Raw genomic sequence first — 20821 nt, 5'->3', positions numbered from 1 at the left:
CAGCGGGTGTCGTTGACCTATGCTGTGCCGTAACGGCATCCATGTGGTCATTCACCAACACGTGAAGTCGCTTTGGCCGGGCGCCATGTCGCGCGATGCGTTCCAACGAATATAGCGCTGGCCAATGAGCAGCTTTCCGTTATATCTCTCCAAACATCTCGAAGTGTTGGGGAAGCAATATGCAGAATCGTCGTCAATGGGTGAAATTCGCAGCCGTCGCGGTCTCCGCTATCTGGCTTGGCGCGACCGCCGGCACTGCCGTCGCCGCTGAAAAGGTTACGGTGTTCGCAGCCGCGAGCATGAAGAACGCGCTGGATGCGGCCAATGCCGAATGGGCCAAGGAAAGCGGCAAGGAAGCCGTTGTCTCCTATGCGGCGAGCTCCGCGCTTGCGAAGCAGATCGAAGGCGGCGCGCCGGCGGATGTGTTCATCTCGGCCGACCTCGACTGGATGGATTATCTCGCCAAGAAGAACCTGATCAAGGCGGACACCCGCTCCAACCTGCTCGGCAACAGCATCGTGCTCGTCGCCGCCAAGGACAAGGTTAAGCCTGTCGACATCAAGCAGGGCTTCGATCTGGCCGGCCTGCTCGGCGACGGGAAGCTCGCGATGGGCGAAGTCAAGTCGGTACCGGCAGGCAAGTACGGCAAGGCGGCGCTTGAAAAGCTCGGCGTCTGGTCGTCGGTCGAAGGCAAGGTCGCAGGCGCAGAAAGCGTACGTGCGGCGCTGGCGCTGGTCTCGCGCGGCGAAGCGCCGTTCGGCATCGTCTACCAGACCGACGTGAACGCGGATCCAGGCGTTGCCGTTGCCGGCACCTTCCCCGCTGACTCGCACCCGGCGATCACCTACCCGATCGCGATCCTCTCCGGGAGCAAGAATGCCGATACGGCCGCTTATCTCGACTTCCTGAAGTCGGAGAAGGCCGCGCACTTCTTTACCGAACAGGGCTTCACCATCCTGAAATAATTGCGGTTTTATACGCAGCTGCCTAGTCTGAAGGCCCGCCACGGTGGGCCTTCGTTTTTTCAGGAGCATCGCATTTGGAAGCACTTGGTCTGAGCAGTGACGAATGGACGGCGATCATGCTCAGCCTGCGGGTGTCTGTCGTCGCGATGCTGGCAAGCCTGCCCTTCGGCATCGGTGTCGCGCTGCTTCTGGCGCGGGGACGCTTCTGGGGCAAATCCATTCTCAACGGCATCGTGCATTTGCCGCTCATCCTGCCGCCCGTCGTTACCGGTTTCATCCTGCTGGTGCTCTTTGGTCGGCGCGGGGTGATTGGCGCTTTTCTCGATGAATACTTCGGCATCGTCTTCTCCTTCCGGTGGACGGGCGCGGCTCTTGCCTGCGCCGTGATGGCATTTCCGTTGATGGTGCGTAGCATCAGGCTCTCGATTGAGGCGATCGACCGAAAGCTTGAAGAGGCTGCCGGCACGCTCGGCGCCAGTCCATTCTGGGTTTTCCTGACGGTGACGCTTCCCCTCACCCTACCCGGCATCATCGCCGGCATGATCCTGGCCTTCGCCAAGGCGATGGGCGAGTTCGGTGCGACGATCACCTTCGTTTCCAATATTCCCGGCGAGACGCAGACGCTGTCGGCTGCGATTTATTCCTTTACACAGGTTCCGGGCGGGGATGCGGGTGCGTTGCGGCTGACCTTGGTGGCCGTGGTTATTTCCATGGCTGCGTTGCTGGCATCAGAGTTTCTGTCACGTCTCATCGGGCGGAGGATCGATCCACAATGACGCTCGTTGTTCAGGCAAAGCATCGGTTTGACGCCTTCTCGCTTGAGGCGGGGTTCACGTCGGAGCGTGGGATTACCGCGCTGTTCGGCCGTTCGGGCTCGGGAAAGACCTCGATGATCCGGATGATCGCCGGGCTGACGCGGCCCGACGAGGGACGGATCAGTCTCGATGGCGAGATACTGACGGATACCGCCAAGCGCATTTTCGTCGCCAAGCATCGGCGGCGGTTCGGCTATGTGTTTCAGGAAGCACGGCTCTTCCCGCATATGACCGTTCGGCAGAACCTGACCTATGGTCGCTGGTTCGCGCCGAAGGGGGCGCCACGGGAGAGCTTTGAGCGGATCGTCGGCCTGCTCGATATAGAGAGGCTGCTCGGCCGCAGCCCCGAGCATCTATCCGGCGGTGAAAAGCAGCGGGTGGCGATCGGCCGCGCGCTCTTGTCGTCGCCGCGTCTGCTTTTGATGGATGAGCCGCTTGCCGCGCTCGACGAAGCGCGCAAGGCGGAGGTGATGCCGTTCCTCGAGCGTCTGCGCGACGAGATGGATATTCCGATCGTCTATGTCAGCCATTCGGTGGCCGAAGTGGCGCGGCTTGCCGATCAGGTCGTCGTCATGCAGGACGGCCGGGTGAAGGCCGTGGGCGCGGCAACCGAGGTGCTCAGCCTGCCCGCTGCGTCGCTTGATCGGCGCGAGGCGGGTGCCTTGCTGCAGGGGCGTGTGGAGGCCGTGGACGAGCGGCATCGCCTGGCCACCGTTGCGATGACGACCGTGCGACTGCATGTGCCAGATGCCGGTCTTGCGCCGGGAAAGGCAGTGCGTGTCCGTATTCCCTCGCGCGACGTGATGCTTGCCACTGAACGGCCAAACGGTCTCAGCGCGCTCAACGTGCTTGAAGGTACGATCCTGGCAGTGACGCCTTCCGACGATGCGACCGTAGACGTCACGGTCGATTGCGCTGGTGACGCGATCCTGTCGCGGATCACCAGTTTCTCGGCGGAACGCATGGCGCTGCGCGAGGGCATGCCGGTGTTCGCAATCATCAAGACGGTTGCTTTGGAGCCCTAAGCGGTTGGCTCGGTGCCATCGAGCAAGCGGTTGCTCTCCAGCCAGGCGAGGTCGTCAGCCAGGGTCACCCGGATCGTTTGCTCCATCTGCCGAAAACGCGCGAGCAGTTCCTCGCCGAACGCCGTGAGCGCCGCGCCGCCGCCCTTTTGGCCGCCGCGCTGGGATTCGACGACGGGATGCTTGAACATCCGGTTCATTTCGCTGACTAGCAGCCAGGCGCGCCGGTAGGACATGTCCATCGCGCGGCCGCCGGCGGAGATCGAGCCGGTCTCTCTGATATGCTCCAGCAGTTCCATCTTGCCGTGCCCAAGGCGATCCTCATGCGGAAAGCTGATGCGAAGGACCGGGACAAGCGTGTTTTCTAAGGTGTTTTTCATTTGCAATCTTCGCACTGGGACGAAGCATCACTTTACTGAGGGCAACGGCAACTGTACACAGCCCGGCAGGATGCACTTGAGGCTGAGCCATCCGTTGCTGCCGCGCCAAATCCGGCATTCATGCTTTGTGATCGCGGGCGTCTTGAAACATTTATGGTTCGGTGCCTATCTTAACCGTGATTTGGTTCGCCAAATCAGTGATGTGCATGCTTTGTCATTCCGAGAAAGGGAAAGCACTGACAACAGTACACGCAAAGGGAAGCACGAAAGTCGTTGTCCCGAAGAGCCCGGAACGTGGCGTTGATGCCGCTGCCCGCGCCCTGCACACCGTCCTCGTCAGCCTCGAGGACTCCAAAGCTGAAGATATCGTTTCCATCGACATTGCCGGAAAATCGGCGCTCGGCGACTTCATGGTCGTGGTATCGGGCCGCTCGAGCCGCCATGTCATGGCAATTGCCGACCACCTGCTCAGCGACCTCAAGGACGAGGGCTTCGGCTCCGCCCGGGTCGAAGGCCAGGATGCCGGCGATTGGATCCTGATCGATACCGGCGATGTTATCGTGCATGTCTTCCGTCCCGAAATTCGTGAGTTCTACAACATCGAAAAGATGTGGCAGGCTCCCGATCTGGACGAGACGCTGCACTGATACTCCAGCTGGCAGGCTGTCTGGACGCTGCGTCCGACGCCTGATAGATGGCTGTGATTGGGCCGGCGGTGCTTTAGCCCCGGCCTGCGGCACCTTTGGGCCGCGAAAAGCCTGATAGCAGGAGCGGACACATGCGCGTTGGTCTTTTTGCCGTGGGGCGGCTCAAATCCGGCCCGGAGAAGGATCTTGCGGCGCGTTATTTCGACCGCTTTGCAAAGGCCGGTCCCGCCATCGGCCTCGAATTCTCCCGCGTTGTCGAAGTCGCCGAAAGTCGCGCGTCCAATGCCGATACGCGCAAGCGCGAGGAAGCGGGCATGCTTCAGAAGTCGCTGGCGGACGGCAGTATCCTCATTCTCCTCGACGAGCGCGGCAAGGCGCTCGATAGCGAAGGCTTCGCCACTCTTCTCGGCAGTTACCGCGATCAGGGAAAGCGCGACATGTTGATCGCGATCGGTGGCGCCGACGGACTTGATCCGGCGCTCTACGATCGGGCCGACGCAACGCTGTGCCTGGGCAAGATGACCTGGCCGCATCAACTCGTTCGCACGCTGATCGCCGAGCAGCTTTATCGCGCGGTGACGATCCTCTCCGGCCATCCCTACCATCGCGTCTGAACGGTCACAATCATTCACGCAGGTGTGTCTTGCGCGATCGGGCGGCAGGCCTCAATCTTTCTGGCAAAGATGGTCAAATCAGCTTAATCTTCGCGCGGTTTAAGAGGATTTACCGATCGGCATGCCGACACCTGCATCCAAGCGAAACTATGTGATCTTGTCGGTTGCCGTGGCGGGCCTTGCCGCGTCGGTTCTCGGCGTGTCCGGGTGGGTTTCGGCCCTGGCGCAGGAGCAGCCGGCCGCTGCACAGCCGGACCCGCAGGCGGCGAACGCGCCCGTTTTGGCTGCGGCACCTGATCCGGCCGTCGAATTGGAAAAGAAGCGCGACCAGACGCGTAGCGAACTGGATGCGCTGTCAAAGACCATCAATCTTTCTTCGAGCAAGGTCGCGGAGCTGCAGAAGAGCATCGAGGATCTGGACAAGAGCACCAGCAGTGTTCGCCAGGCGCTGATCGATTCAGCCGCCCGGCGCAAGTCGCTGGAAAAGCAGATACTGGAAAGCGAGAAGAAGCTTGCCGATCTCGGCGTGAAGGAAGATGCGGTTCGCCACTCGCTGCATGAGCGGCGTGGATTGCTGGCCGAAGTGCTTGCGGCACTCCAGCGGATGGGACGCAACCCGCCGCCGGCGCTTCTGGTGACGCCTGATGATGCGCTTGCCTCGGTGCGCAGCGCCATCCTGCTCGGTGCCGTCGTTCCCGGCATCCGCAAGGAGACGGATAAACTCGCCGCCGATCTCGGCAACCTAGCCTCTCTGCAGGCCGCAAGTGCCGCCGAGAAGACCGGCTTGACGACGACGATGACCAACAGCCTCGAGGAAGAGCGACGCATGGATTTGCTTCTCGCCGAGAACGAGAAATTGAGCCGCAGCAATACGGCTGAGCTCAATGCCGAGCGGCAGCGCTCCGAGGAACTCGCGGGCAAGGCCACGAGCCTGGAGAGCCTTGTGGCATCGATGGAAAGCGAGATTTCATCCGTTCGCCAGGCGACTGCCGCGGCGCGCCAGGCGGAGGAAAATCGCAGGCTGCTGACTGATGAGCAGCGCGCACAGGCCAAGGCTTTGGCCGACAGCGGGGTGCCCGATAAAAACCGCATTGCGCCCGCATATCCGTTCGGAGAATTGAAGGCCAAGCTGGAGTTGCCCGTTGCCGGCGATATCCTGCGCCAGTTCGGCGATGCCGATGGAACAGGCCATGAGGCGATGGGTATGACGCTGGCGACCAACCCGGAAACGGTGGTTACCGCACCGGCTGATGGTCTGATCGTTTATGCCGGCGCGTTTCGCAGCTACGGGCAGATGATCATTCTCGATGCCGGCGACGGATATCACCTAGTTCTCTCCGGAATGGAGACCATGAACGCGCGGCAGGGCAAGTTTGTTTTCGCCGGCGAACCACTTGCGGTGATGGGTGCGAAAAGAGTGGCCAGTGCGACTGCATTGGCGCTGGAAACAAACCGACCAACGCTTTACATTGAATTTCGAAAAGACGGAAAGCCGGTCGATTCCCGACCATGGTGGACCGCCAAAGACACCGGAAAGGCACGCAATGATTCGTAGGGCTTCTCTTGTTCTGGTTGGCGCATTGATGGGTGCGACGGCCATGAGCGTCATCTATTCCGCCGGTGTGCCCGCGGAAGCGGCGGGGGCGTCCACCTACAAGGAACTGTCCGTTTTCGGTGACGTATTCGAGCGCGTTCGCGCCCAGTACGTAACGCCGCCGGCCGAGGACAAGCTGATCGAAAATGCCATCAACGGCATGCTTTCGTCGCTTGACCCGCATTCGAGCTACATGAACGCCAAGGACGCGGCGGACATGCAGACCCAGACCAAGGGCGAGTTCGGCGGTCTCGGTATCGAAGTCACGATGGAAGACGAGCTGGTCAAGGTCATCACGCCGATCGACGATACGCCGGCCGCCAAGGCAGGTGTTCTCGCGGGCGATTATATCTCGGAAATCGACGGACAGTCCGTTCGTGGCTTGAAGCTCGAAGACGCTGTCGAGAAGATGCGCGGTGCCATCAACACCCCGATCAAGCTGACGCTGATCCGCAAGGGCGCCGACAAGCCGATCGAACTGACGATCGTTCGCGATGTCGTGGCCGTGCAGGCGGTCAAGTCGCGTGTCGAGGATGATGTCGGGTATCTCCGCATCATCTCGTTCACCGAAAAGACCTACCCGGACATGGAAAAGGCGATCGAGAAGATCAAGAAGACCGTTCCGGCCGATAAGCTCAAGGGCTACGTGCTTGACCTGCGCCTCAACCCGGGCGGTCTGCTCGACCAGGCGATCCAGGTATCGGATGCGCTTCTGCAGCGCGGCGAGGTGGTTTCCACGCGTGGCCGCAATCCGGACGAAACCCGCCGCTTCAATGCCGGCCCTGGCGATCTGACGGATGGCAAGCCTGTGATCGTTCTGATCAACGGCGGCTCGGCTTCGGCATCGGAAATCGTCGCCGGCGCCCTGCAGGATCTGCGTCGCGCCACGGTTCTCGGCACGCGCTCCTTCGGCAAGGGGTCGGTCCAGACCATCATCCCGCTTGGCGAGAACGGCGCGCTTCGCCTGACGACGGCGCTCTACTACACGCCGTCGGGCCGCTCGATCCAGGGCACCGGCATCACGCCTGACATCAAGGTCGAAGAGCCGCTGCCGGATGATCTGAAGGGCAAGATGGTGACCGAGGGCGAATCCGCCCTGCGCGGCCACATCAAGGGCCAGAGCGAGACGGATGAGGGCTCGGGCTCCGTCGCCTACGTGCCGCCGGATCCGAAGGATGACGTGCAGCTCAACTACGCGCTCGACCTTCTGCGCGGCAAGAAGACGGACCCGTCTTTCCCGCCGAACCCTGAAAAGGCCGTCAGCGCCAAGTAACGATCAGATGAGGCGTCAGGCTGGATGAGGATCCGGCCTGACGCCTTTTTGCTGTCCTGATGATGGAAGCAGCCGAAGAATGAATACCGATCTGCACGCGCCCCTTGGACAGAACCGCAAGCCGGGCGGCAAGCGCCCTGGCGTCTTGCGCACAGGGCGGGTGATTGCCGGGCTTTGCCTCGTGCTGATCGGCGGCTTTTCGGTCTATACCGCCTTTCGCGGCGATGGCCTGAAACGCGAGACGCCGCCCGCCAAGGAGCAGGCCTCTGCCGTTCCCACCGATACCGCCCAACAGGCTGCAACGCCGGATACCGCGCCTCCCAACGGCATGCCGCGCAGCGAGCCAAATTCCGGCGCCAATGTTGAGCGGATGACGACGGGTGATGGCTCGGTGGTGACCAAATACAGCCCGAAGACCCGCGACGGAAACGGCCCCGTCCTGATCGACGCCATGCAGGTGGGGCAGGATCCGCGGATGGCCGCGCTGCCGAACGATGCCCTGCTTGAGGCGTCGTCGTTCGGGCGGTTGCCGATTGTCGGCCCCGATGGCCGCCGGCCGATGGATCAATATGCACGGCCATGGTCGGGCGCGCATGGAACGCGGATCGCGATCGTCGTGAGCGGCCTTGGCCTCAGCCAGACGGGCACGCAGCGGGCGATAAAGCAGTTGCCTGAGGAGGTGACGCTTGCCTTTGCCGCCAGCGGCAACAGTCTGCAGCGCTGGATGCAGGAGGCGCGCCGGTCCGGCCACGAGATATTGATCCAGGTGCCGTTTGAGCCTTTTGATTATCCGGCGAACGATCCGGGTCCCGATACGCTGCTGACGTCGAAAGGCGTGGCCAGGAATATCGAGAGCCTGCATCGGGCGATGGGCGAAATCACCAACTATACCGGCGTGCTGAATTATCAGGGTGGCCGTTTTCTCTCCGATGCGAATGCGCTGGAGCCTGTCATGCGCGATATCGGCAAGCGCGGGCTGTTGTTTCTCGACGACGGAACCTCGGCGCAGTCGAAGACCGCCGCGATCGCCAAGGGCACGGAGACGCCATACGCCTTTGCGGACGTGCAGCTCGACGGGCAGGTGGATTTCAACGCGATCACCAACAAGCTGGATGAACTCGAGCGCGTGGCCAAGCGCAACGGCCAGGCGATCGGCGTCGCCTCGGCATTTGACGAGAGCATCGATGCCATTTCAAAATGGACGGAAGAAGCGGCGATGCGCGGCATCGAGATCGTCGGGATCGCTGCGCTGACCAACGATCCCAAGAAGCCCTAGCAGAGACAACCATGAGCCAATCGACCGTTAAAGCCGAAGATCTGCCCTATCGCCCCTGCGTCGGCGTGATGATCCTCAACCGTGCCGGGCTGGTTTGGGCCGGCCGCCGGATTCCGGCGGAGAATTCGGAATATGACGGCTCGCCGCAGCTGTGGCAGATGCCGCAGGGCGGCATCGACAAGGGCGAGGACCCGCTGACGGCTGCTTATCGCGAGCTTTATGAAGAGACCGGGATGAAGACGGTGGCGCTGCTTGCCGAGGCGAAGGACTGGATCAACTACGATCTGCCGCCACAGCTGATCGGCATCGGGCTGAAGGGCAAGTTTCGCGGCCAGACGCAGCGCTGGTTCGCTTTCCGCTTCGACGGCGATGAGAGCGAGATCGCCATCAACCCGCCGCCGGGTGGACATTCCGCTGAATTCGACGCGTGGGACTGGAAGCCGATGGCGGAGTTGCCGGAGCTGATCGTGTCCTTCAAGCGCGGTGTCTACGAACAGGTGGTCAGCGAGTTCAGCCATCTCGCCGGATCGCCAGCCGCCTGATTGATGGTGCCTGATTTGGATGCCGGCCGCCTGGGCGACCGGCTCCTGTGGCTTGATTATTCGGCTTGGTCGGCCGAGTCGGCGTTCAGCTGGCCGTACTTGGCTTCGCCGATCTTGCCGAGCAGCTCAAGCTGGGTCTCGAGGAAGTCGATGTGGCCTTCTTCGTCCATGAGGAGTTCTTCGAAGAGCTTCATGGAAACGTAGTCGCCTGCCTCATGACAGATATCGCGGGATTTCTTGTAGGCGGTGCGGGCGTCGTATTCGCCTGCGAGATCCGCTTCCAGGACTTCCTTGACGTTCTGGCCGATGCGCAGAGGCGCAAGCGTCTGCAGGTTGGGGTGGCCTTCGAGGAAGATGATGCGTGCGACGAGCTTGTCGGCATGCTGCATTTCTTCAATCGATTCAGCGCGCTCTTTCTTGGCGAGCTTGGTGTAACCCCAATCTTCAAGGAGCCGGTAGTGAACCCAGTACTGGTTGACAGCACCAAGTTCCAAAAAGAGGGCCTCGTTAAGCCGCTCGATGACTTTTTTGTCGCCTTTCAATGTCCGCTCTCCTGTTTTCTTCATGGAAGTTTCTGAGGCGAGACATGAAATCAAATATTTCAGCATCCGTCGAGTGCCGACGGGCGTGATAGTCCTCGGTCGTCTGAATGATGATGTCGACCACATTCGGGAAACAGCCGCAGCAACGGCCGCGTTTTTCCATGGCGTGGTAGACTTTCGCAGGGACAATAAGCTGCCAACAGTCCTCATCGAGAAGGCTGTTGATAACCTCCCGGATTTCGGTGTCGGTTATGTAGTTGCAACTGCAGACAAGCACGTCTTCATTCCAAACATGACAATGACTATCGTCTTTTTGCTAAAGAAGACGCTTGTTGTCAAGAAAGATTCATATTCAGCCACTCCCGCTTTGCCCGCCTTCCGGCTCGTCTACGATCCAACTGAAGCATATGGCTCTCCGCTTGCGACGATGACCGAACGGACCCGCCATTGAAAATCAATGAAAATTACGTCCCTTCGGCATGACCGATGCCGTGGTTTCATCCCGCCCGCGCTTGTCATGAGTGGTCATTCTTTTTTCCATCACCGCCTTCTCCAATGTCTCGCTGAGCTTCTTCTGCCGGGGATCGGCGGTCGGTCGGCGCGCTTCGTCCGAGCGATCGCAGACGCCGAAGCGATTGGCCTCCTTCTGCAAGAGGCCCAAGGCGTGCGTCATGTCCTCGATGTGATCGACGACCGTATGAATCACCCCGCTCTGGCTCTGCAGCTTGCCGCGGATCTTGACGAGCCGGGCTCCCATGACGATGGCGCGGTATTTCTCGAAGGTCTTCGGCCAGACGATGGCATTGGCGACGCCGGTTTCATCCTCCAGCGTCATGAAGATAACGCCCTTGGCCGAGCCCGGGCGCTGGCGCACCAATACGAGGCCGGCAATCGTCACCCAACGGCCGTTCGGTACCTTGAGCAGGTCGACGCTGCGGGTGATGCCTATCCCGCGCAGTTCGTCGCGTAGGAAGGAAAGAGGATGCGCCTTGAGCGACAGGGACAGATATCGGTAGTCCTCGACCACCTGCTCGCCGGGCAGCATTTCGGGCAGTCTTGCTTGCGGCTCGACCTGCAGATCGAGATGAGATGCCTGATCAAACAACGGCAAGCGCTCGGCCGCGCTCTTCACATCGAGCGCACGGACCGCCCATAGCGCCTCGCGCCGGGACAGGCCAATGCTGTTGAAGGCATCGGCATCCGCCAGCCGCTCGATATCGGATTTGTCGAGGCCCGAGCGCAGCCAGAGATCACGGATGGAGGTATAGCCGTATCCGCGCTGTGCCATCAGCTTCTCGCGTATCGCGTCTTCGGATAACCCCTTTACCTGACGAAAGCCGAGGCGGACGGCGTGGTTGGCCTTGATGACCTCAGTCATCTCGCGATGACGAAAGTCGATCCGGCGATCATCGAAACGGCCATTTTCTAACAAGCAATCCCAATCCGAGCTGTTGATATCGACCGGCCGGATCTCGACGCCGTGCTCCCTGGCGTCGCGGACCAGTTGCGCCGGCGCATAGAAGCCCATGGGCTGCGAGTTCAACATGGCCGCACAGAAGATATCGGGATAATAGGCCTTCATCCAGGAGGAGGCGTAGACGAGCAGCGCGAAGGAGGCTGCGTGGCTTTCCGGAAAGCCGTATTCGCCAAACCCCTTGATCTGGTTGAAGCATTGCTGGGCGAATTCCTGAGGGTACTCTTTGGATACCATTCCGTCGATGAAGCGCTGTTCGAAATTGCCGATGGTGCCGGTGCGCTTGAAGGTTGCCATGGCGCGGCGCAGTTGGTCGGCCTCGGCAGGCTCGAAACCGGCCGCCGTGATGGCGATTTGCATGGCCTGCTCCTGAAAGAGCGGGACTCCAAGTGTCCGCTCAAGGACGCCTTCCAATTCCGGGCTCGGATAGTCGATAGGAATACCTTTCTGTCGTTGCTCCCTTCGCTTCAAATAGGGGTGGACCATGTCACCCTGGATAGGCCCGGGCCGGACGATGGCAACCTCGATGACGAGATCGTAAAATCGTCTTGGCCGCAGGCGCGGCAGCATACTCATCTGCGCCCGGCTTTCGATCTGGAAGACGCCCAGCGTGTCGGCCCGGCACATCATGTCATAGACCGGTTTTTCGTCCTCATGCGTGTCATTGCCGAGATCGGCCAGCGTCTTCTTCACGTCGTAATGCAGCAGAAGAAGATCGAAGGCCTTGCGCAGGCAGGTCAACATTCCGAGCGCCAACACGTCGACCTTGAGGATCTTCAGATTGTCGAGATCGTCCTTGTCCCATTCGATCATGTAGCGATCTGGCATCGCCGTATTCATGATGGGAACGACCTCATCGAGACGATCGCGGGTGATGACGAAGCCGCCGACATGCTGGGTGAGGTGGCGGGGGAAGCTCAAGAGTTCGGATGCGTATTGCAGGACGTGGTTGGTTACGGGGTTGCCAGTGTCGAGGCCGGCGGCTCTTGCTTCCCGTTCAGACAGCTTGTCATCCGACCAGCCCCATACCAGGCTGCCGATCGCTGATTGCACATCTTCCGACAAGCCGAACGCCTTTGCGACCTCGCGGCCTGCGGAACGGGTGCGGTAGCTGGTGACGGCCGCCGTCAGCCCGGCATGCTCCTTGCCATAGCGCTTATAGATGTGCTGGATGACCTCCTCGCGCCGATCATGCTCGAAATCGACATCGATATCGGGTGGTTCGTCGCGGTCCGTCGACATGAATCGGTCGAACAACAGCACGCTTTTTTCCGGGTTAACCTCTGTGACCTCAAGGCAGTAGCAGATCACCGAATTGGCGGCCGAGCCGCGGCCCTGGCAAAGGATATTGAGCTCATAGCGGGCATGCATGATGATCCGGTGGACCGTCAGGAAATAAGGCGCGTATTGCTTCTCTCTTACGAGGTCCAGTTCGTAGACGATCTGCTTCCGGGTCTTCTCCCTGATGCCTTCGGGAAAGCGCCTTGCCGCTCCAGCCCATGTCAGGCGCTCCAGCGTTTCGTAAGATGTTTCGCCCGCGTCGTTCTCATCAGGATAATTGTGCTTCAGTTCGTCCAGGCAAAAGCTCAGCCTGGAGAAGAATTTCTCCGTGTTGGAGATCGCATCGGGATATTCCCTGAAAAGCCGTACCATCTCTCTTCCGTGCTTCAGATAGCGTTCGGCATTCGGCGCCAGCAGAAAACCGGCCTCGGGGATCGGCACATGCTCCCTTATCGAGGTGACGATATCCGATAGAGGGCGGCGTGCGGTGTCATGATAAAGCGGCTGATTGGAGGCGATAAGAGGGACGCGGTTTCTGGACGCGATGATCGAAATCACCGCAAAGACGCGCTTGTCGCGACCGTCATAAGATGAAGTCATCGTCATGTAGAGCTTGTCGCGAAAACGAGCGCGGAGACGCCCAACGCAGGCTTCGAATGTGTCGCAACGCAGGGGATCGTCGGCAACGGCAGGATTAGGGATGACCGCCAGCATCATCTGGTCACCCCATTCAAGCAGGTCCGCTTCCACGAGGATGCAGTTGCCCTTTTCCGCGCGCAGATTGCCGGCGCTCAGGAGGCGGCAGAGATGCGCCCAACCCTTTCGATTTTGAGGATAGGCCAGAATATCGGGTGTTCCATCCGAAAAGACCAACCGGGCGCCGGGTTGCAGGCGGACCGGGTCAAGGATGTTTTCTGGGTTCTCGCCCTTTTCCAGCAGGCCCTGTTCTTTCCGCTCGAATTTTTTTCGAAGCGCCGTTGCCTGGGCGTGCGCCCTGACGACGCCGGCGACCGAGTTTCGGTCGGCGATGCCGATGCCGCCTAGCCCCAGGACCGCGGCCTGCAGCATCATTTCCTCAGGCTTGGAGGCACCCTCCAGAAAGGAGAAATTGGTCTTGGCGCCGATCTCGAAGAAAGCCTTGTTCATGCGAACATCCCGTGCATGTACCAGCTTTGCGTCTCGTCCTGGCCGTACAGACCCTTGCGGTAGATCCAGAAGCGGTGGCCCTGATCATCCTCGACGCGGAAATAGTCGCGGGGCTGCGTATCCTTGCCGTCGAGCCACCATTCCATGGCAAGCCGCTCAGGCCCCTCGCTTTTGACGATACGGTGGCGCATGCGGCGCCAGTGAAAATTGGCCGGCGCACCATCTGGAACCTCGATGGCAAAGGCATCCATCGGTTCCGCTCTTTCCAGGAGACGCGCGGGTCTCTCGCCGCGTGAGGGGGCGGGATTGCCAGGCGGGGTCTTCGCGGAGAGGCCATCGATGGCGGGAACCGAAATCACGGCCCTTTCCGGCAGGTGGCTTTCGCGCAGCTGGAAGGTCTGAAGGCAATGCGATCCCAATCGCGCGGAAACGCGATCGACGAAGGCTGCCAGCGAGGCATCCTTCTGCTGGTGTCCCTCGAAATCGCTTTGAGCCGTATCGAAGGTTTCGTGACGCAGAACATTGAGACGCAGAATCTCGAACCCGTAGCCGGCATCGAGATCGTCATGGACGGCCTGCAGGCGTTCGGTGAACAGGACGGCGATGCGCCTTGGTTCCCGCAGCGGCCTTGTCGTGCCGGCCGTGATGCGGAAGACCTTGCCATCGACGCGAAACAGGACGAGTTCGAAAACGCGCCCGCCGACGCCGCGCGCCTCCAGCGACGGTTTCAGCGCATGGGCGATCTGGTCGGTGACTGCCAGAATCTCCTCTTCCGCGGCGACCGGTTCCATCAACCGGCGCTCGGCCGAGAGGCTGGCGACGGGCAGGCGCGGCGATATCGGCTCCTCGTCCGTTCCAAGCACCTGGTCAAGCCGCAACAGTACGCTTGCGCCGAAGCGGCGGGTCAGCGGCGCACGCGGGGTTTCCATCAGGTCGCCGATGTATTTCAGGCCCATCTTGGTGAGCGCTGCGACCGTGTCGTCCGAGAGGCGAAGTGCGGCGACAGGAAGTGGGGCGACGACCCGTTCCGTCTCATCCGCGTCGATCACGCCTCCCTGACCGAAACGGCTGACCGCCCAGGAGAGGCCGGGGGAAGAGGTGATCGCGCCCCGGACGTCGATGCCCATTTGAAAGAGCCTGGACATGATATCCTTGAGGAGCGCCTTTTCTCCGCCGAAGAGGTGGGCACAGCCGGTTATGTCGAGAAACAGGCCATCCCTGCCGTCGAGCGCCACCAGCGGCGTATAGCGGTCGCACCAGTCGGCGATGCCTTCGAGAAAGCGCTGGTCGGCGGCCGGATCCTCCTCGATCACCTCGATCGTCGGGTGGATGGCGCGGGCTTCGGCGACACCCATGCTCTTTTTCAGGTTGATCTCTTCGGCTGCCTCGTCCAGCGCCGTCAGCCGCATGGTGTTGGCGTGGCGGCCGGAACAGACGATCGGCGGCGTCTCAGGACGATTGCGCAAACGCCAGGCGAGACCCCACTTCTTCCTGGATATGCGATCGGTCGGCAAATGCGGGAAGTGCAGCGCCAAAATGCGCTGAGCGTTCGCCTGGAAAGCGAGTGTTGGCTGATGGGCGGACAGGGAAAAACCGGCGGTCATGGGGGTTCCACTCCAGAAGAATGGAGAAGGGAGCCGGGTTTCGGCTCTTCTCCAGGGTGATGCGAAAAATTGGATTGCCGATGCTGCCGCCCAGCATCGAACCATCAGGCAAGGGCCGCGCCGCAGATGGCGCGGGTTCGGCAAGAAAGCGGAAGATGGCGCTGCTGGCCTCTTCTTCCGCTGCTTGCCGCAACAGGAAAAGCGGGCGGCGCGATGCCTTGGCCCGCAGGTTGAGACGGCGGCTTTCCGTCAGGCCGAAGGGCGTGGGATTGCCGCGAACCTCAAGAATGGTGGCTGGAAAGACGCCGCTTTCGACGGCGGTTTCCGCCAGCCACAACGCATCCTCCAGCCTTTTCGGCGCGGCGTGCAGGAAGAGCCGCGGCTTCAGGCCGAAATCGCGGAGGCCGACGGCATAGGGCCGCCCGGCCTCCATCGTCGCCACCGTGTCGGCGATCCAGAGGATCGGCAGGTGCGCGTTTGCCCCCTCCTCTTGCCCGTGCTGGAGCATGGCTGCGATCGCCAGAACGAAGCCGCTGCTTGCGCCGGCATTGCGCAGCAGCGTCGTGCGGATTTCCGTCAGGCCATCAAGCGGCAGGCCGCCGTCGAGTGCCTCATCCAGAGCGGGGATGCCAAGCGGCAGGCGCAGGGCGTCTTCGCTCTTCGGCTTGTCGAGAACGGTGTCGGCCAAAGCCTGGTTTTCCGCCGCCGCCAATGCGGGCACCGGTTTTCCTTCAAGCTTTGCAATGGTTTCGCGGAGCGCAAAAAGCCGCTCGCGCGCCACGGCCGACTGTGCCACGACGTCACTCCATCTATCGGATGTTCCTATTATGTTCCTATGGATTCCAGAGCTCGGCCGAAGAGTCAACAGCCGTTTGATGTGAATTTATTCCTGCCTTTGATTCCGCTCTCGAAAATCAGCGGCAAAGGCTCTATATGGGCGGCAAAGGAAAGGAGCTTTTATGGCTCGCATAGACCAGAGCGACAATTGGCAGGATCGCCACGCTCCGACAATCAGCACGTTCGAGTCCCTGGCGATGGAGGCCTACAGCCACCTGCCGGAAGAATTCCGTGCGCTGACGACCAATCTCACGATCGAGATCGAAGACTTCCCCGACGACGAGGTGTTCGAGGACATGGCGCTGGAAACGCCGTTCGATCTGCTCGGCCTGTTCGAGGGGCGCGGGATTTCCGAGCGCTTCACCATGGAAACGGGCGAGCTGCCGAACCGCATCCGCCTCTACAGGCGGCCGATCCTCGATTATTGGGCCGAGAACGACGAGACGCTGGGTGATATCATCACCCATGTGCTGATCCATGAGATCGGCCACCATTTCGGTCTCAGCGACGACGACATGGAGCGGATCGAGGCGAGCGCCGAAGAGGCGGCCGAGCGCTAGGCGCCGGGGTCTTCACGCGCGCGCCGCAGCAAATCCTACTGTTCGGAGAGCTTCATGTCGGGGTGGTAGTCCTTGCCTTCGACATGCTTGACGATCGCCTGGGCGCACATCACCTGGCCGGTTTGCGAGTTGAAGGTCATGGCCGGGGAGCCGTTCAGCGACCAGCCCTTGTTAAGGGCATCGGTTACGCGGTGGCAGAAGGCGGCGTCGTCCTGGCCGGTCAGAAGGCGGTAGAGCTTCATCACATCGTCTTTCAGTTTGCCGTCTGGCCTTTTGCCTTCTGGCGTTCTGCAATCAGGCGGGCTTTATGAACCAGAGTTTCCGCCTGGACAAGATGCAGCCGTTCGATCATGCGTCCGCCGACATTGATGACGTTGAGGCCATCGGTGGCGGGGTCGGCGAAAGCTTTCATGATCGCTTGGGCTTCTGCGATGGCGGATGCGTCCGGCCCGAAATGCCGGTTGGCGGGCTCGATCTGCGCGGGATGGATCAGCATCTTTCCATCGAAGCCCATGGCGCGTGCCTCGGCGCATTCGGTGTCGAAGCCATCGATATCCTTGAAATCGTTGAAGACGCTATCGATGGCGCAGAGGCCGTAAGCGCGTACGGCGAGGATCACCTGCATCAGCCAGGGCACGAGATATTGCCGGCCGGGCTGCGGCAGTACGCCGGTTTCCTTGCGCAGGTCGTTGAGGCCGACGACGAAGCAATCGAGCCTTGAGCCCGCAGTTCGCCCGGCTTCGGCGATCGCTGCAGCATTGAGGATGCCGCGCGGTGTCTCGATCATCGCCCAGATTCGCAGTTCGTCGGGTGCATCGGCATCCGCAAGAAGGTCGCCGACCGACATGACGTCCTGCGGTTCGTTGACCTTCGGCAGCAGAACGGCATCCGGCTCAAGCACACTCACGAGCTCCATGTCGGCGCGGCCCCAGTTGGTGTCGAGGCCATTGATGCGGATGATGCGTTCCTTGCCCGCGAGCGGTTTGCCCTGAAAGAAGGTGGCCAGGTTATCGCGTGCTTCGGCCTTCTTCTCCGGCGCCACGGAATCCTCGAGGTCGAAGATCACTGCATCGCAATCAAGCTGATGGGTCTTTTCAAGCGCGCGAGGGTTGATCGCGGGAACGCTCAGCACCGAGCGGCGCAGGTTCATCGAACGGGTGAGGGGAGACTGGCTCATCACGAATGTGTGTCAAGCTTTGTGACCGATGGCAAGACAACAAAAAGCCATGCTTATCTTGCAGAAGACAAGACGAAGGACCACATTCCTTTCCTAGAAAGGTTTCAAACCCATGCAGAATATTCGTTCCGTCTTCCTTTTGCTTGCAGGCATCACCGCATTCGCAGCATTGGCGCTCTTCACCTTTTCGGTGACGCTCGCCGTCGGCGCCATTCTGACGGTGCTGATGGTCGGTCGCGCGCTCTCGCTGAAGATGAAGGCGGCTCCGGTCTGCGCAAGGGCGAAGTCCAAGACGCGCGATGGTCAACCCATGCGCATCTGGAACGACGGTCGCGGCACGATCATCGATCTCTGATCGCCTCTCACCGATCGCTTCTGGCGTCTCGCATTTATTTCATTCGGTCTGTCGGCTGGCGTTTTGCTCGCGCGTCCTAGATGCGGCAAGGCTTGTGGGGGCACAAGCATCACGCCTAGGCATCAATGGAGGACTGCATGGAAAGCGAAACGCAAACCGGCCAGATGGCCATGCCGCCGGTCAAGAACGGGCTGCTCCCCTACATCACTGTCGACGGCGCGCTGAAGGCGGCGGAATTCTACAGAGAAGCTTTCGGCGCCGAGCAGGCGTTCGTCGTGCCGCCCGATGAAAATGGACGCACGATGCATGTGCATCTCTACATCAATGGCAGCTCGCTGATGCTGAGCGACGCCTATCCCGAACACGGCCACCCCTTTCGGCCGCACCAGGGTTTCTCGCTACAGCTCGTCGTCGACGATATCGATCTGTGGTGGGATCGGGCGGTGAAGGCCGGCGTCGAGGTCGTCATGCCCGTCGAGCGCATGTTCTGGGGCGATCGCTATGGTCAGCTGCGCGATCCCTTCGGCGTCTCCTGGGCGATGAACGAGCCCGCCAAGGCCGGCTAGATCAGCCGCGCCCGGCCGGCTGATTCTTCAGGGCGCTGGCCGGGGCTGCAGATTCCCCTTCATTTTGCCGGGAAACTGGACTAAACGCTGATCAACACACTATCTCTGCCGAACTGGAGGCCAGGCCATGGAAAAATTCACCAAGCTGACGGGCGTCGCCGCCCCTCTGCCGGTTGTCAACATCGACACCGACATGATCATCCCGAAGGATTACCTGAAGACGATCAAGCGCACCGGCCTCGGCAAGGGTCTCTTCGCGGAAGCCCGCTACAATGAAGACGGCACGCCGAACGAGGATTTCGTCCTCAACAAGCCGGCCTACCAGAACGCCAAGATCCTCGTCGCCGGCGACAATTTCGGCTGCGGCTCCTCGCGCGAGCACGCTCCGTGGGCGCTGCTCGATTTCGGCATCCGCTGCGTGATCTCCACCAGCTTCGCTGACATTTTCTACAACAACTGTTTCAAGAACGGCATCCTGCCGATCAAGGTCAGCCCGGAAAACCTGGAAAAGCTGCTGGACGACGCCTCGCGCGGCTCCAACGCCATCCTGACGGTCGACCTGGAAAACATGGAAATCACCGGTCCCGACGGCGGCTCCATCAAGTTCGATCTAGATGCCTTCAAGCGTCACTGCATGCTGAACGGTCTCGACGATATCGGCCTGACGATGGAAAAGGGCAAGGAAATCGACCAGTTCGAAAAGGCCAACGCCGCTTCCCATCCCTGGGCCGCCTAAGCGCCTCGACAGGATTGCATGATCAAGCCGGCGGGTTCTCTCCCGCCGGCTTTTTCTTTGGCCGCACGATGGCGTTGTTGCAGTGCTTTGACACCGCAATAGCCTGGATTACACTGCCTCTCGCTGAATTGCGGGATTAGCCTGGTATGTCGGACCAAGATAAATCACAGGTGCCACCGCTGCCCGAGCTTGAGGATGCGTTCGACGACATCGCTCAAGGGTTGGCCGAGCTCGATCGCGGCGAGAGCACCGATCTGGATGATGTGCTTCAGAAAGCCCGGGCAATCGTCAATGCCGCAGAGCGTCGACATGGACACCCCTTGGCGCAACATAAAGCTATCGACGGCGACGCCTGATCGGCTCGGTCGCTTCAGAGCAGGCGCTCTCTCCACATCTTGAGCTTTTCCAGCGACACGCCGATGCCGCCGCAGACCTCGATCAGCGGGTTCTTGAAGCGGGCGAGGAGGTCGGGGTGGGTGTCGGCGACGGCAAGGGCGGCGCCGCAGGCGGGTTCAACGAGGATGCGATAGGCGTCGGCGAATTTCAGGCAGGCGGCGACGGCTTCGGCGTCGCTCACCGTCACGCTCTCGATCGGATGATGCTTGGGCAGATCGAACACATGCTGGGCGACCTGGCGGGCGCCGAGCGAGGTGGCGATCGAGGTGATGGCGGGCAGGGTGACGCGTTCGCCGGCTTTTAGGCTGGCGTTGAAGGATGCGGCGCCTGCGGTTTCGACGGCGATGACGGGCACATCATCAAGGCCGTTGCGCTTCAGGCCGGCGACGATGCCGGCAAGCAGGCCACCGCCGCCGACACTGGCGATCACGCAATCGAATTCGGCGCCCTTGGCCACCACTTCGTCAATCAGCGTGCCGTGGCCTTCCCAGAGCAGCGGGTGGTCGAAGGGGTGCACATAGGCGGCCTTGCGCTCTGCGGCGAGATTGACCGCATGGGCGTTGGCCTCGTCGAAGACCGAACCGTGGACAAGGACGGCGGCGCCTGTCGCGGCGATTGAGCGGCGGACCTCCTCGGAGGTGGTTTCCGGCACGACAATGGTGACGGGTACGCCGAGCGCGCGGCCGGCATAGGCAGCGGCGATGCCGGCATTGCCGCCGGAGGCGCAGAAGATTTCTTTCGCTCCGTTTTCCACCTCGTGCTGGCACAATCTGCCGACGCCGCGCAGCTTGAAGCTTCCCGCCGGCTGCAGCGCGTCCAGCTTCAGCCAGAGCGGCCGGTTTGCGGCGCTATAGTCGGCGGATGTCTGAAAGAGCGGGGTGTCGAGATGGAGCGGTGCGGCGGGCATGGGCGTTTTCCGGATCATGGTCACGATGCCCTTCTTGTTGCCCAGGCAAATCGCCGGGTCAACCGATCGCTCAACCGTTCGTTCAACTCTGGCGCCAACCGTACCGAAACGG

The 20821-nt window shown here is 61.1% G+C and carries 22 protein-coding genes and 1 pseudogene; 13 read left to right on the top strand and 10 right to left on the bottom strand.

The features are described from left to right. The first annotated feature begins 179 nt into the window (after positions 1 to 179). The 3 genes from modA (at position 180) to modC (ending at position 2805) form a co-directional block, all read left to right on the top strand. A complete protein-coding gene (modA, locus tag ACIQUB_RS23670) occupies positions 180 to 965 on the top strand; it encodes a molybdate ABC transporter substrate-binding protein (RefSeq protein WP_113238198.1) in 786 nt (261 codons plus the stop codon). Positions 966 to 1039: 74 nt separating this feature from the next. After that, positions 1040 to 1741, top strand: a complete 702-nt coding sequence (gene modB / locus ACIQUB_RS23665) for a molybdate ABC transporter permease subunit (RefSeq protein ID WP_113238197.1) — start codon at positions 1040 to 1042, stop codon at positions 1739 to 1741. Beyond that, positions 1738 to 2805: a molybdenum ABC transporter ATP-binding protein gene (gene modC, locus ACIQUB_RS23660; protein WP_113238196.1), complete on the top strand. Its 1068-nt coding sequence runs from the start codon at positions 1738 to 1740 to the stop codon at positions 2803 to 2805. The genes modB and modC overlap by 4 nt, the downstream gene beginning before the upstream one ends. Here modC and ACIQUB_RS23655 read toward each other — a convergent pair. Further along, positions 2802 to 3182, bottom strand: a complete 381-nt coding sequence (locus ACIQUB_RS23655) for a winged helix-turn-helix domain-containing protein (RefSeq protein WP_113238195.1) — start codon at positions 3180 to 3182, stop codon at positions 2802 to 2804. The two genes, modC and ACIQUB_RS23655, sit on opposite strands and share 4 nt — an antisense overlap. Positions 3183 to 3388: 206 nt before the next feature. Here ACIQUB_RS23655 and rsfS point away from each other — a divergent pair, with 206 nt between their 5' ends. The 6 genes from rsfS (at position 3389) to ACIQUB_RS23625 (ending at position 9128) form a co-directional block, all read left to right on the top strand. Continuing rightward, complete coding sequence (gene rsfS, locus ACIQUB_RS23650) at positions 3389 to 3829, top strand: ribosome silencing factor (RefSeq protein ID WP_037112036.1); 441 nt, start codon at positions 3389 to 3391, stop codon at positions 3827 to 3829. A 131-nt stretch (positions 3830 to 3960) separates the two neighbouring features. After that, entirely contained in the window at positions 3961 to 4443 is a 483-nt protein-coding gene (gene rlmH / locus ACIQUB_RS23645) for a 23S rRNA (pseudouridine(1915)-N(3))-methyltransferase RlmH (protein ID WP_113238194.1), read from the top strand. 121 nt (positions 4444 to 4564) lie between these two features. Then, positions 4565 to 5998 carry a murein hydrolase activator EnvC gene (locus ACIQUB_RS23640; protein ID WP_113238193.1) on the top strand — a complete coding sequence of 478 codons (1434 nt, stop codon included), beginning with the start codon at positions 4565 to 4567 and terminating at the stop codon, positions 5996 to 5998. Beyond that, positions 5988 to 7310: a S41 family peptidase gene (locus tag ACIQUB_RS23635; RefSeq protein WP_047509025.1), complete on the top strand. Its 1323-nt coding sequence runs from the start codon at positions 5988 to 5990 to the stop codon at positions 7308 to 7310. The genes ACIQUB_RS23640 and ACIQUB_RS23635 overlap by 11 nt, the downstream gene beginning before the upstream one ends. Before the next feature lie 79 nt (positions 7311 to 7389). Further along, positions 7390 to 8586, top strand: coding sequence for a divergent polysaccharide deacetylase family protein (locus ACIQUB_RS23630; protein WP_113238192.1), 1197 nt, complete (start codon positions 7390 to 7392; stop codon positions 8584 to 8586). An 11-nt stretch (positions 8587 to 8597) separates the two neighbouring features. Then, positions 8598 to 9128 (top strand): RNA pyrophosphohydrolase, encoded by a 531-nt coding sequence (locus tag ACIQUB_RS23625; protein ID WP_113238191.1) that lies wholly within the window; start codon positions 8598 to 8600, stop codon positions 9126 to 9128. Positions 9129 to 9184: 56 nt separating this feature from the next. On the opposite strand, the gene bfr is transcribed toward ACIQUB_RS23625, so the two are convergent. The 5 genes and pseudogenes from bfr to ACIQUB_RS23600 all read right to left on the bottom strand — a co-directional run bounded on the left by bfr (position 9185) and on the right by ACIQUB_RS23600 (position 15971). Then, on the bottom strand, positions 9185 to 9670 hold the full coding sequence (gene bfr, locus ACIQUB_RS23620) for a bacterioferritin (protein ID WP_018901052.1): 486 nt from the start codon (positions 9668 to 9670) through the stop codon (positions 9185 to 9187). Next, a pseudogene (locus ACIQUB_RS23615) lies at positions 9636 to 10030 on the bottom strand ((2Fe-2S)-binding protein). Before ACIQUB_RS23615 ends, bfr begins: the two are co-directional and overlap by 35 nt. 94 nt (positions 10031 to 10124) lie before the next feature. Further along, positions 10125 to 13571 carry an error-prone DNA polymerase gene (locus ACIQUB_RS23610; protein ID WP_113238190.1) on the bottom strand — a complete coding sequence of 1149 codons (3447 nt, stop codon included), beginning with the start codon at positions 13569 to 13571 and terminating at the stop codon, positions 10125 to 10127. Continuing rightward, positions 13568 to 14980 carry a Y-family DNA polymerase gene (locus ACIQUB_RS23605; RefSeq protein WP_402932914.1) on the bottom strand — a complete coding sequence of 471 codons (1413 nt, stop codon included), beginning with the start codon at positions 14978 to 14980 and terminating at the stop codon, positions 13568 to 13570. Before ACIQUB_RS23605 ends, ACIQUB_RS23610 begins: the two co-directional genes overlap by 4 nt. 40 nt (positions 14981 to 15020) lie before the next feature. After that, positions 15021 to 15971, bottom strand: a complete 951-nt coding sequence (locus ACIQUB_RS23600) for a hypothetical protein (protein ID WP_113238188.1) — start codon at positions 15969 to 15971, stop codon at positions 15021 to 15023. Positions 15972 to 16134: 163 nt separating this feature from the next. Here ACIQUB_RS23600 and ACIQUB_RS23595 point away from each other — a divergent pair, with 163 nt between their 5' ends. Then, positions 16135 to 16572, top strand: coding sequence for a metallopeptidase family protein (locus ACIQUB_RS23595; RefSeq protein WP_112942703.1), 438 nt, complete (start codon positions 16135 to 16137; stop codon positions 16570 to 16572). A 35-nt stretch (positions 16573 to 16607) separates the two neighbouring features. Here ACIQUB_RS23595 and ACIQUB_RS23590 read toward each other — a convergent pair whose 3' ends face one another. Next, on the bottom strand, positions 16608 to 16814 hold the full coding sequence (locus ACIQUB_RS23590) for a DUF1737 domain-containing protein (RefSeq protein ID WP_018901046.1): 207 nt from the start codon (positions 16812 to 16814) through the stop codon (positions 16608 to 16610). An 11-nt stretch (positions 16815 to 16825) separates the two neighbouring features. Next, positions 16826 to 17749: a CoA ester lyase gene (locus ACIQUB_RS23585; RefSeq protein ID WP_113238187.1), complete on the bottom strand. Its 924-nt coding sequence runs from the start codon at positions 17747 to 17749 to the stop codon at positions 16826 to 16828. A 112-nt stretch (positions 17750 to 17861) separates the two neighbouring features. On the opposite strand from ACIQUB_RS23585, the gene ACIQUB_RS23580 reads away from it, so the two are divergent. From ACIQUB_RS23580 to leuD, 3 genes are all read left to right on the top strand, one after another. Beyond that, positions 17862 to 18104: a hypothetical protein gene (locus tag ACIQUB_RS23580; RefSeq protein WP_111562683.1), complete on the top strand. Its 243-nt coding sequence runs from the start codon at positions 17862 to 17864 to the stop codon at positions 18102 to 18104. Between the two features lie 137 nt (positions 18105 to 18241). Continuing rightward, positions 18242 to 18670 (top strand): glyoxalase/bleomycin resistance/extradiol dioxygenase family protein, encoded by a 429-nt coding sequence (locus ACIQUB_RS23575; protein WP_113238186.1) that lies wholly within the window; start codon positions 18242 to 18244, stop codon positions 18668 to 18670. Between the two features lie 127 nt (positions 18671 to 18797). After that, positions 18798 to 19406 carry a 3-isopropylmalate dehydratase small subunit gene (leuD, locus tag ACIQUB_RS23570; RefSeq protein ID WP_018901042.1) on the top strand — a complete coding sequence of 203 codons (609 nt, stop codon included), beginning with the start codon at positions 18798 to 18800 and terminating at the stop codon, positions 19404 to 19406. Positions 19407 to 19570: 164 nt separating this feature from the next. On the opposite strand, the gene ACIQUB_RS23565 is transcribed toward leuD, so the two are convergent. Continuing rightward, a complete protein-coding gene (locus tag ACIQUB_RS23565) occupies positions 19571 to 19717 on the bottom strand; it encodes a hypothetical protein (protein WP_402932783.1) in 147 nt (48 codons plus the stop codon). Between the two features lie 59 nt (positions 19718 to 19776). Then, complete coding sequence (locus tag ACIQUB_RS23560) at positions 19777 to 20709, bottom strand: pyridoxal-phosphate dependent enzyme (protein WP_113238185.1); 933 nt, start codon at positions 20707 to 20709, stop codon at positions 19777 to 19779. Positions 20710 to 20821: the final 112 nt, after the last annotated feature.

Source organism: Rhizobium sp. NPDC090275 (genome assembly GCF_044772225.1).
Lineage (GTDB): Bacteria > Pseudomonadota > Alphaproteobacteria > Rhizobiales > Rhizobiaceae > Rhizobium.
The sequence above is the reverse complement of the archived record's forward strand: the minus strand, read 5'-3'. Positions and strand labels throughout refer to the sequence as shown.

What these genes read in the sequence shown, in the direction of transcription:
- ACIQUB_RS23610 (WP_113238190.1), bottom strand. Translation starts at nt 13,571, where the DNA reads ATGAACAAGGCTTTCTTCGAGATCGGCGCCAAGACCAATTTCTCCTTT.
- ACIQUB_RS23575 (WP_113238186.1), top strand. Translation starts at nt 18,242, where the DNA reads ATGGAAAGCGAAACGCAAACCGGCCAGATGGCCATGCCGCCGGTCAAG.
- ACIQUB_RS23605 (WP_402932914.1), bottom strand. Translation starts at nt 14,980, where the DNA reads ATGCGGCTGACGGCGCTGGACGAGGCAGCCGAAGAGATCAACCTGAAA.
- ACIQUB_RS23585 (WP_113238187.1), bottom strand. Translation starts at nt 17,749, where the DNA reads ATGAGCCAGTCTCCCCTCACCCGTTCGATGAACCTGCGCCGCTCGGTG.
- rlmH (WP_113238194.1), top strand. Translation starts at nt 3,961, where the DNA reads ATGCGCGTTGGTCTTTTTGCCGTGGGGCGGCTCAAATCCGGCCCGGAG.
- ACIQUB_RS23565 (WP_402932783.1), bottom strand. Translation starts at nt 19,717, where the DNA reads ATGTCGACGCTCTGCGGCATTGACGATTGCCCGGGCTTTCTGAAGCAC.
- ACIQUB_RS23655 (WP_113238195.1), bottom strand. Translation starts at nt 3,182, where the DNA reads ATGAAAAACACCTTAGAAAACACGCTTGTCCCGGTCCTTCGCATCAGC.
- leuD (WP_018901042.1), top strand. Translation starts at nt 18,798, where the DNA reads ATGGAAAAATTCACCAAGCTGACGGGCGTCGCCGCCCCTCTGCCGGTT.
- ACIQUB_RS23560 (WP_113238185.1), bottom strand. Translation starts at nt 20,709, where the DNA reads ATGCCCGCCGCACCGCTCCATCTCGACACCCCGCTCTTTCAGACATCC.
- ACIQUB_RS23595 (WP_112942703.1), top strand. Translation starts at nt 16,135, where the DNA reads ATGGCTCGCATAGACCAGAGCGACAATTGGCAGGATCGCCACGCTCCG.
- modA (WP_113238198.1), top strand. Translation starts at nt 180, where the DNA reads ATGCAGAATCGTCGTCAATGGGTGAAATTCGCAGCCGTCGCGGTCTCC.
- ACIQUB_RS23590 (WP_018901046.1), bottom strand. Translation starts at nt 16,814, where the DNA reads ATGAAGCTCTACCGCCTTCTGACCGGCCAGGACGACGCCGCCTTCTGC.
- modC (WP_113238196.1), top strand. Translation starts at nt 1,738, where the DNA reads ATGACGCTCGTTGTTCAGGCAAAGCATCGGTTTGACGCCTTCTCGCTT.
- ACIQUB_RS23580 (WP_111562683.1), top strand. Translation starts at nt 17,862, where the DNA reads ATGCAGAATATTCGTTCCGTCTTCCTTTTGCTTGCAGGCATCACCGCA.
- ACIQUB_RS23625 (WP_113238191.1), top strand. Translation starts at nt 8,598, where the DNA reads ATGAGCCAATCGACCGTTAAAGCCGAAGATCTGCCCTATCGCCCCTGC.
- rsfS (WP_037112036.1), top strand. Translation starts at nt 3,389, where the DNA reads ATGCTTTGTCATTCCGAGAAAGGGAAAGCACTGACAACAGTACACGCA.
- ACIQUB_RS23640 (WP_113238193.1), top strand. Translation starts at nt 4,565, where the DNA reads ATGCCGACACCTGCATCCAAGCGAAACTATGTGATCTTGTCGGTTGCC.
- ACIQUB_RS23635 (WP_047509025.1), top strand. Translation starts at nt 5,988, where the DNA reads ATGATTCGTAGGGCTTCTCTTGTTCTGGTTGGCGCATTGATGGGTGCG.
- ACIQUB_RS23630 (WP_113238192.1), top strand. Translation starts at nt 7,390, where the DNA reads ATGAATACCGATCTGCACGCGCCCCTTGGACAGAACCGCAAGCCGGGC.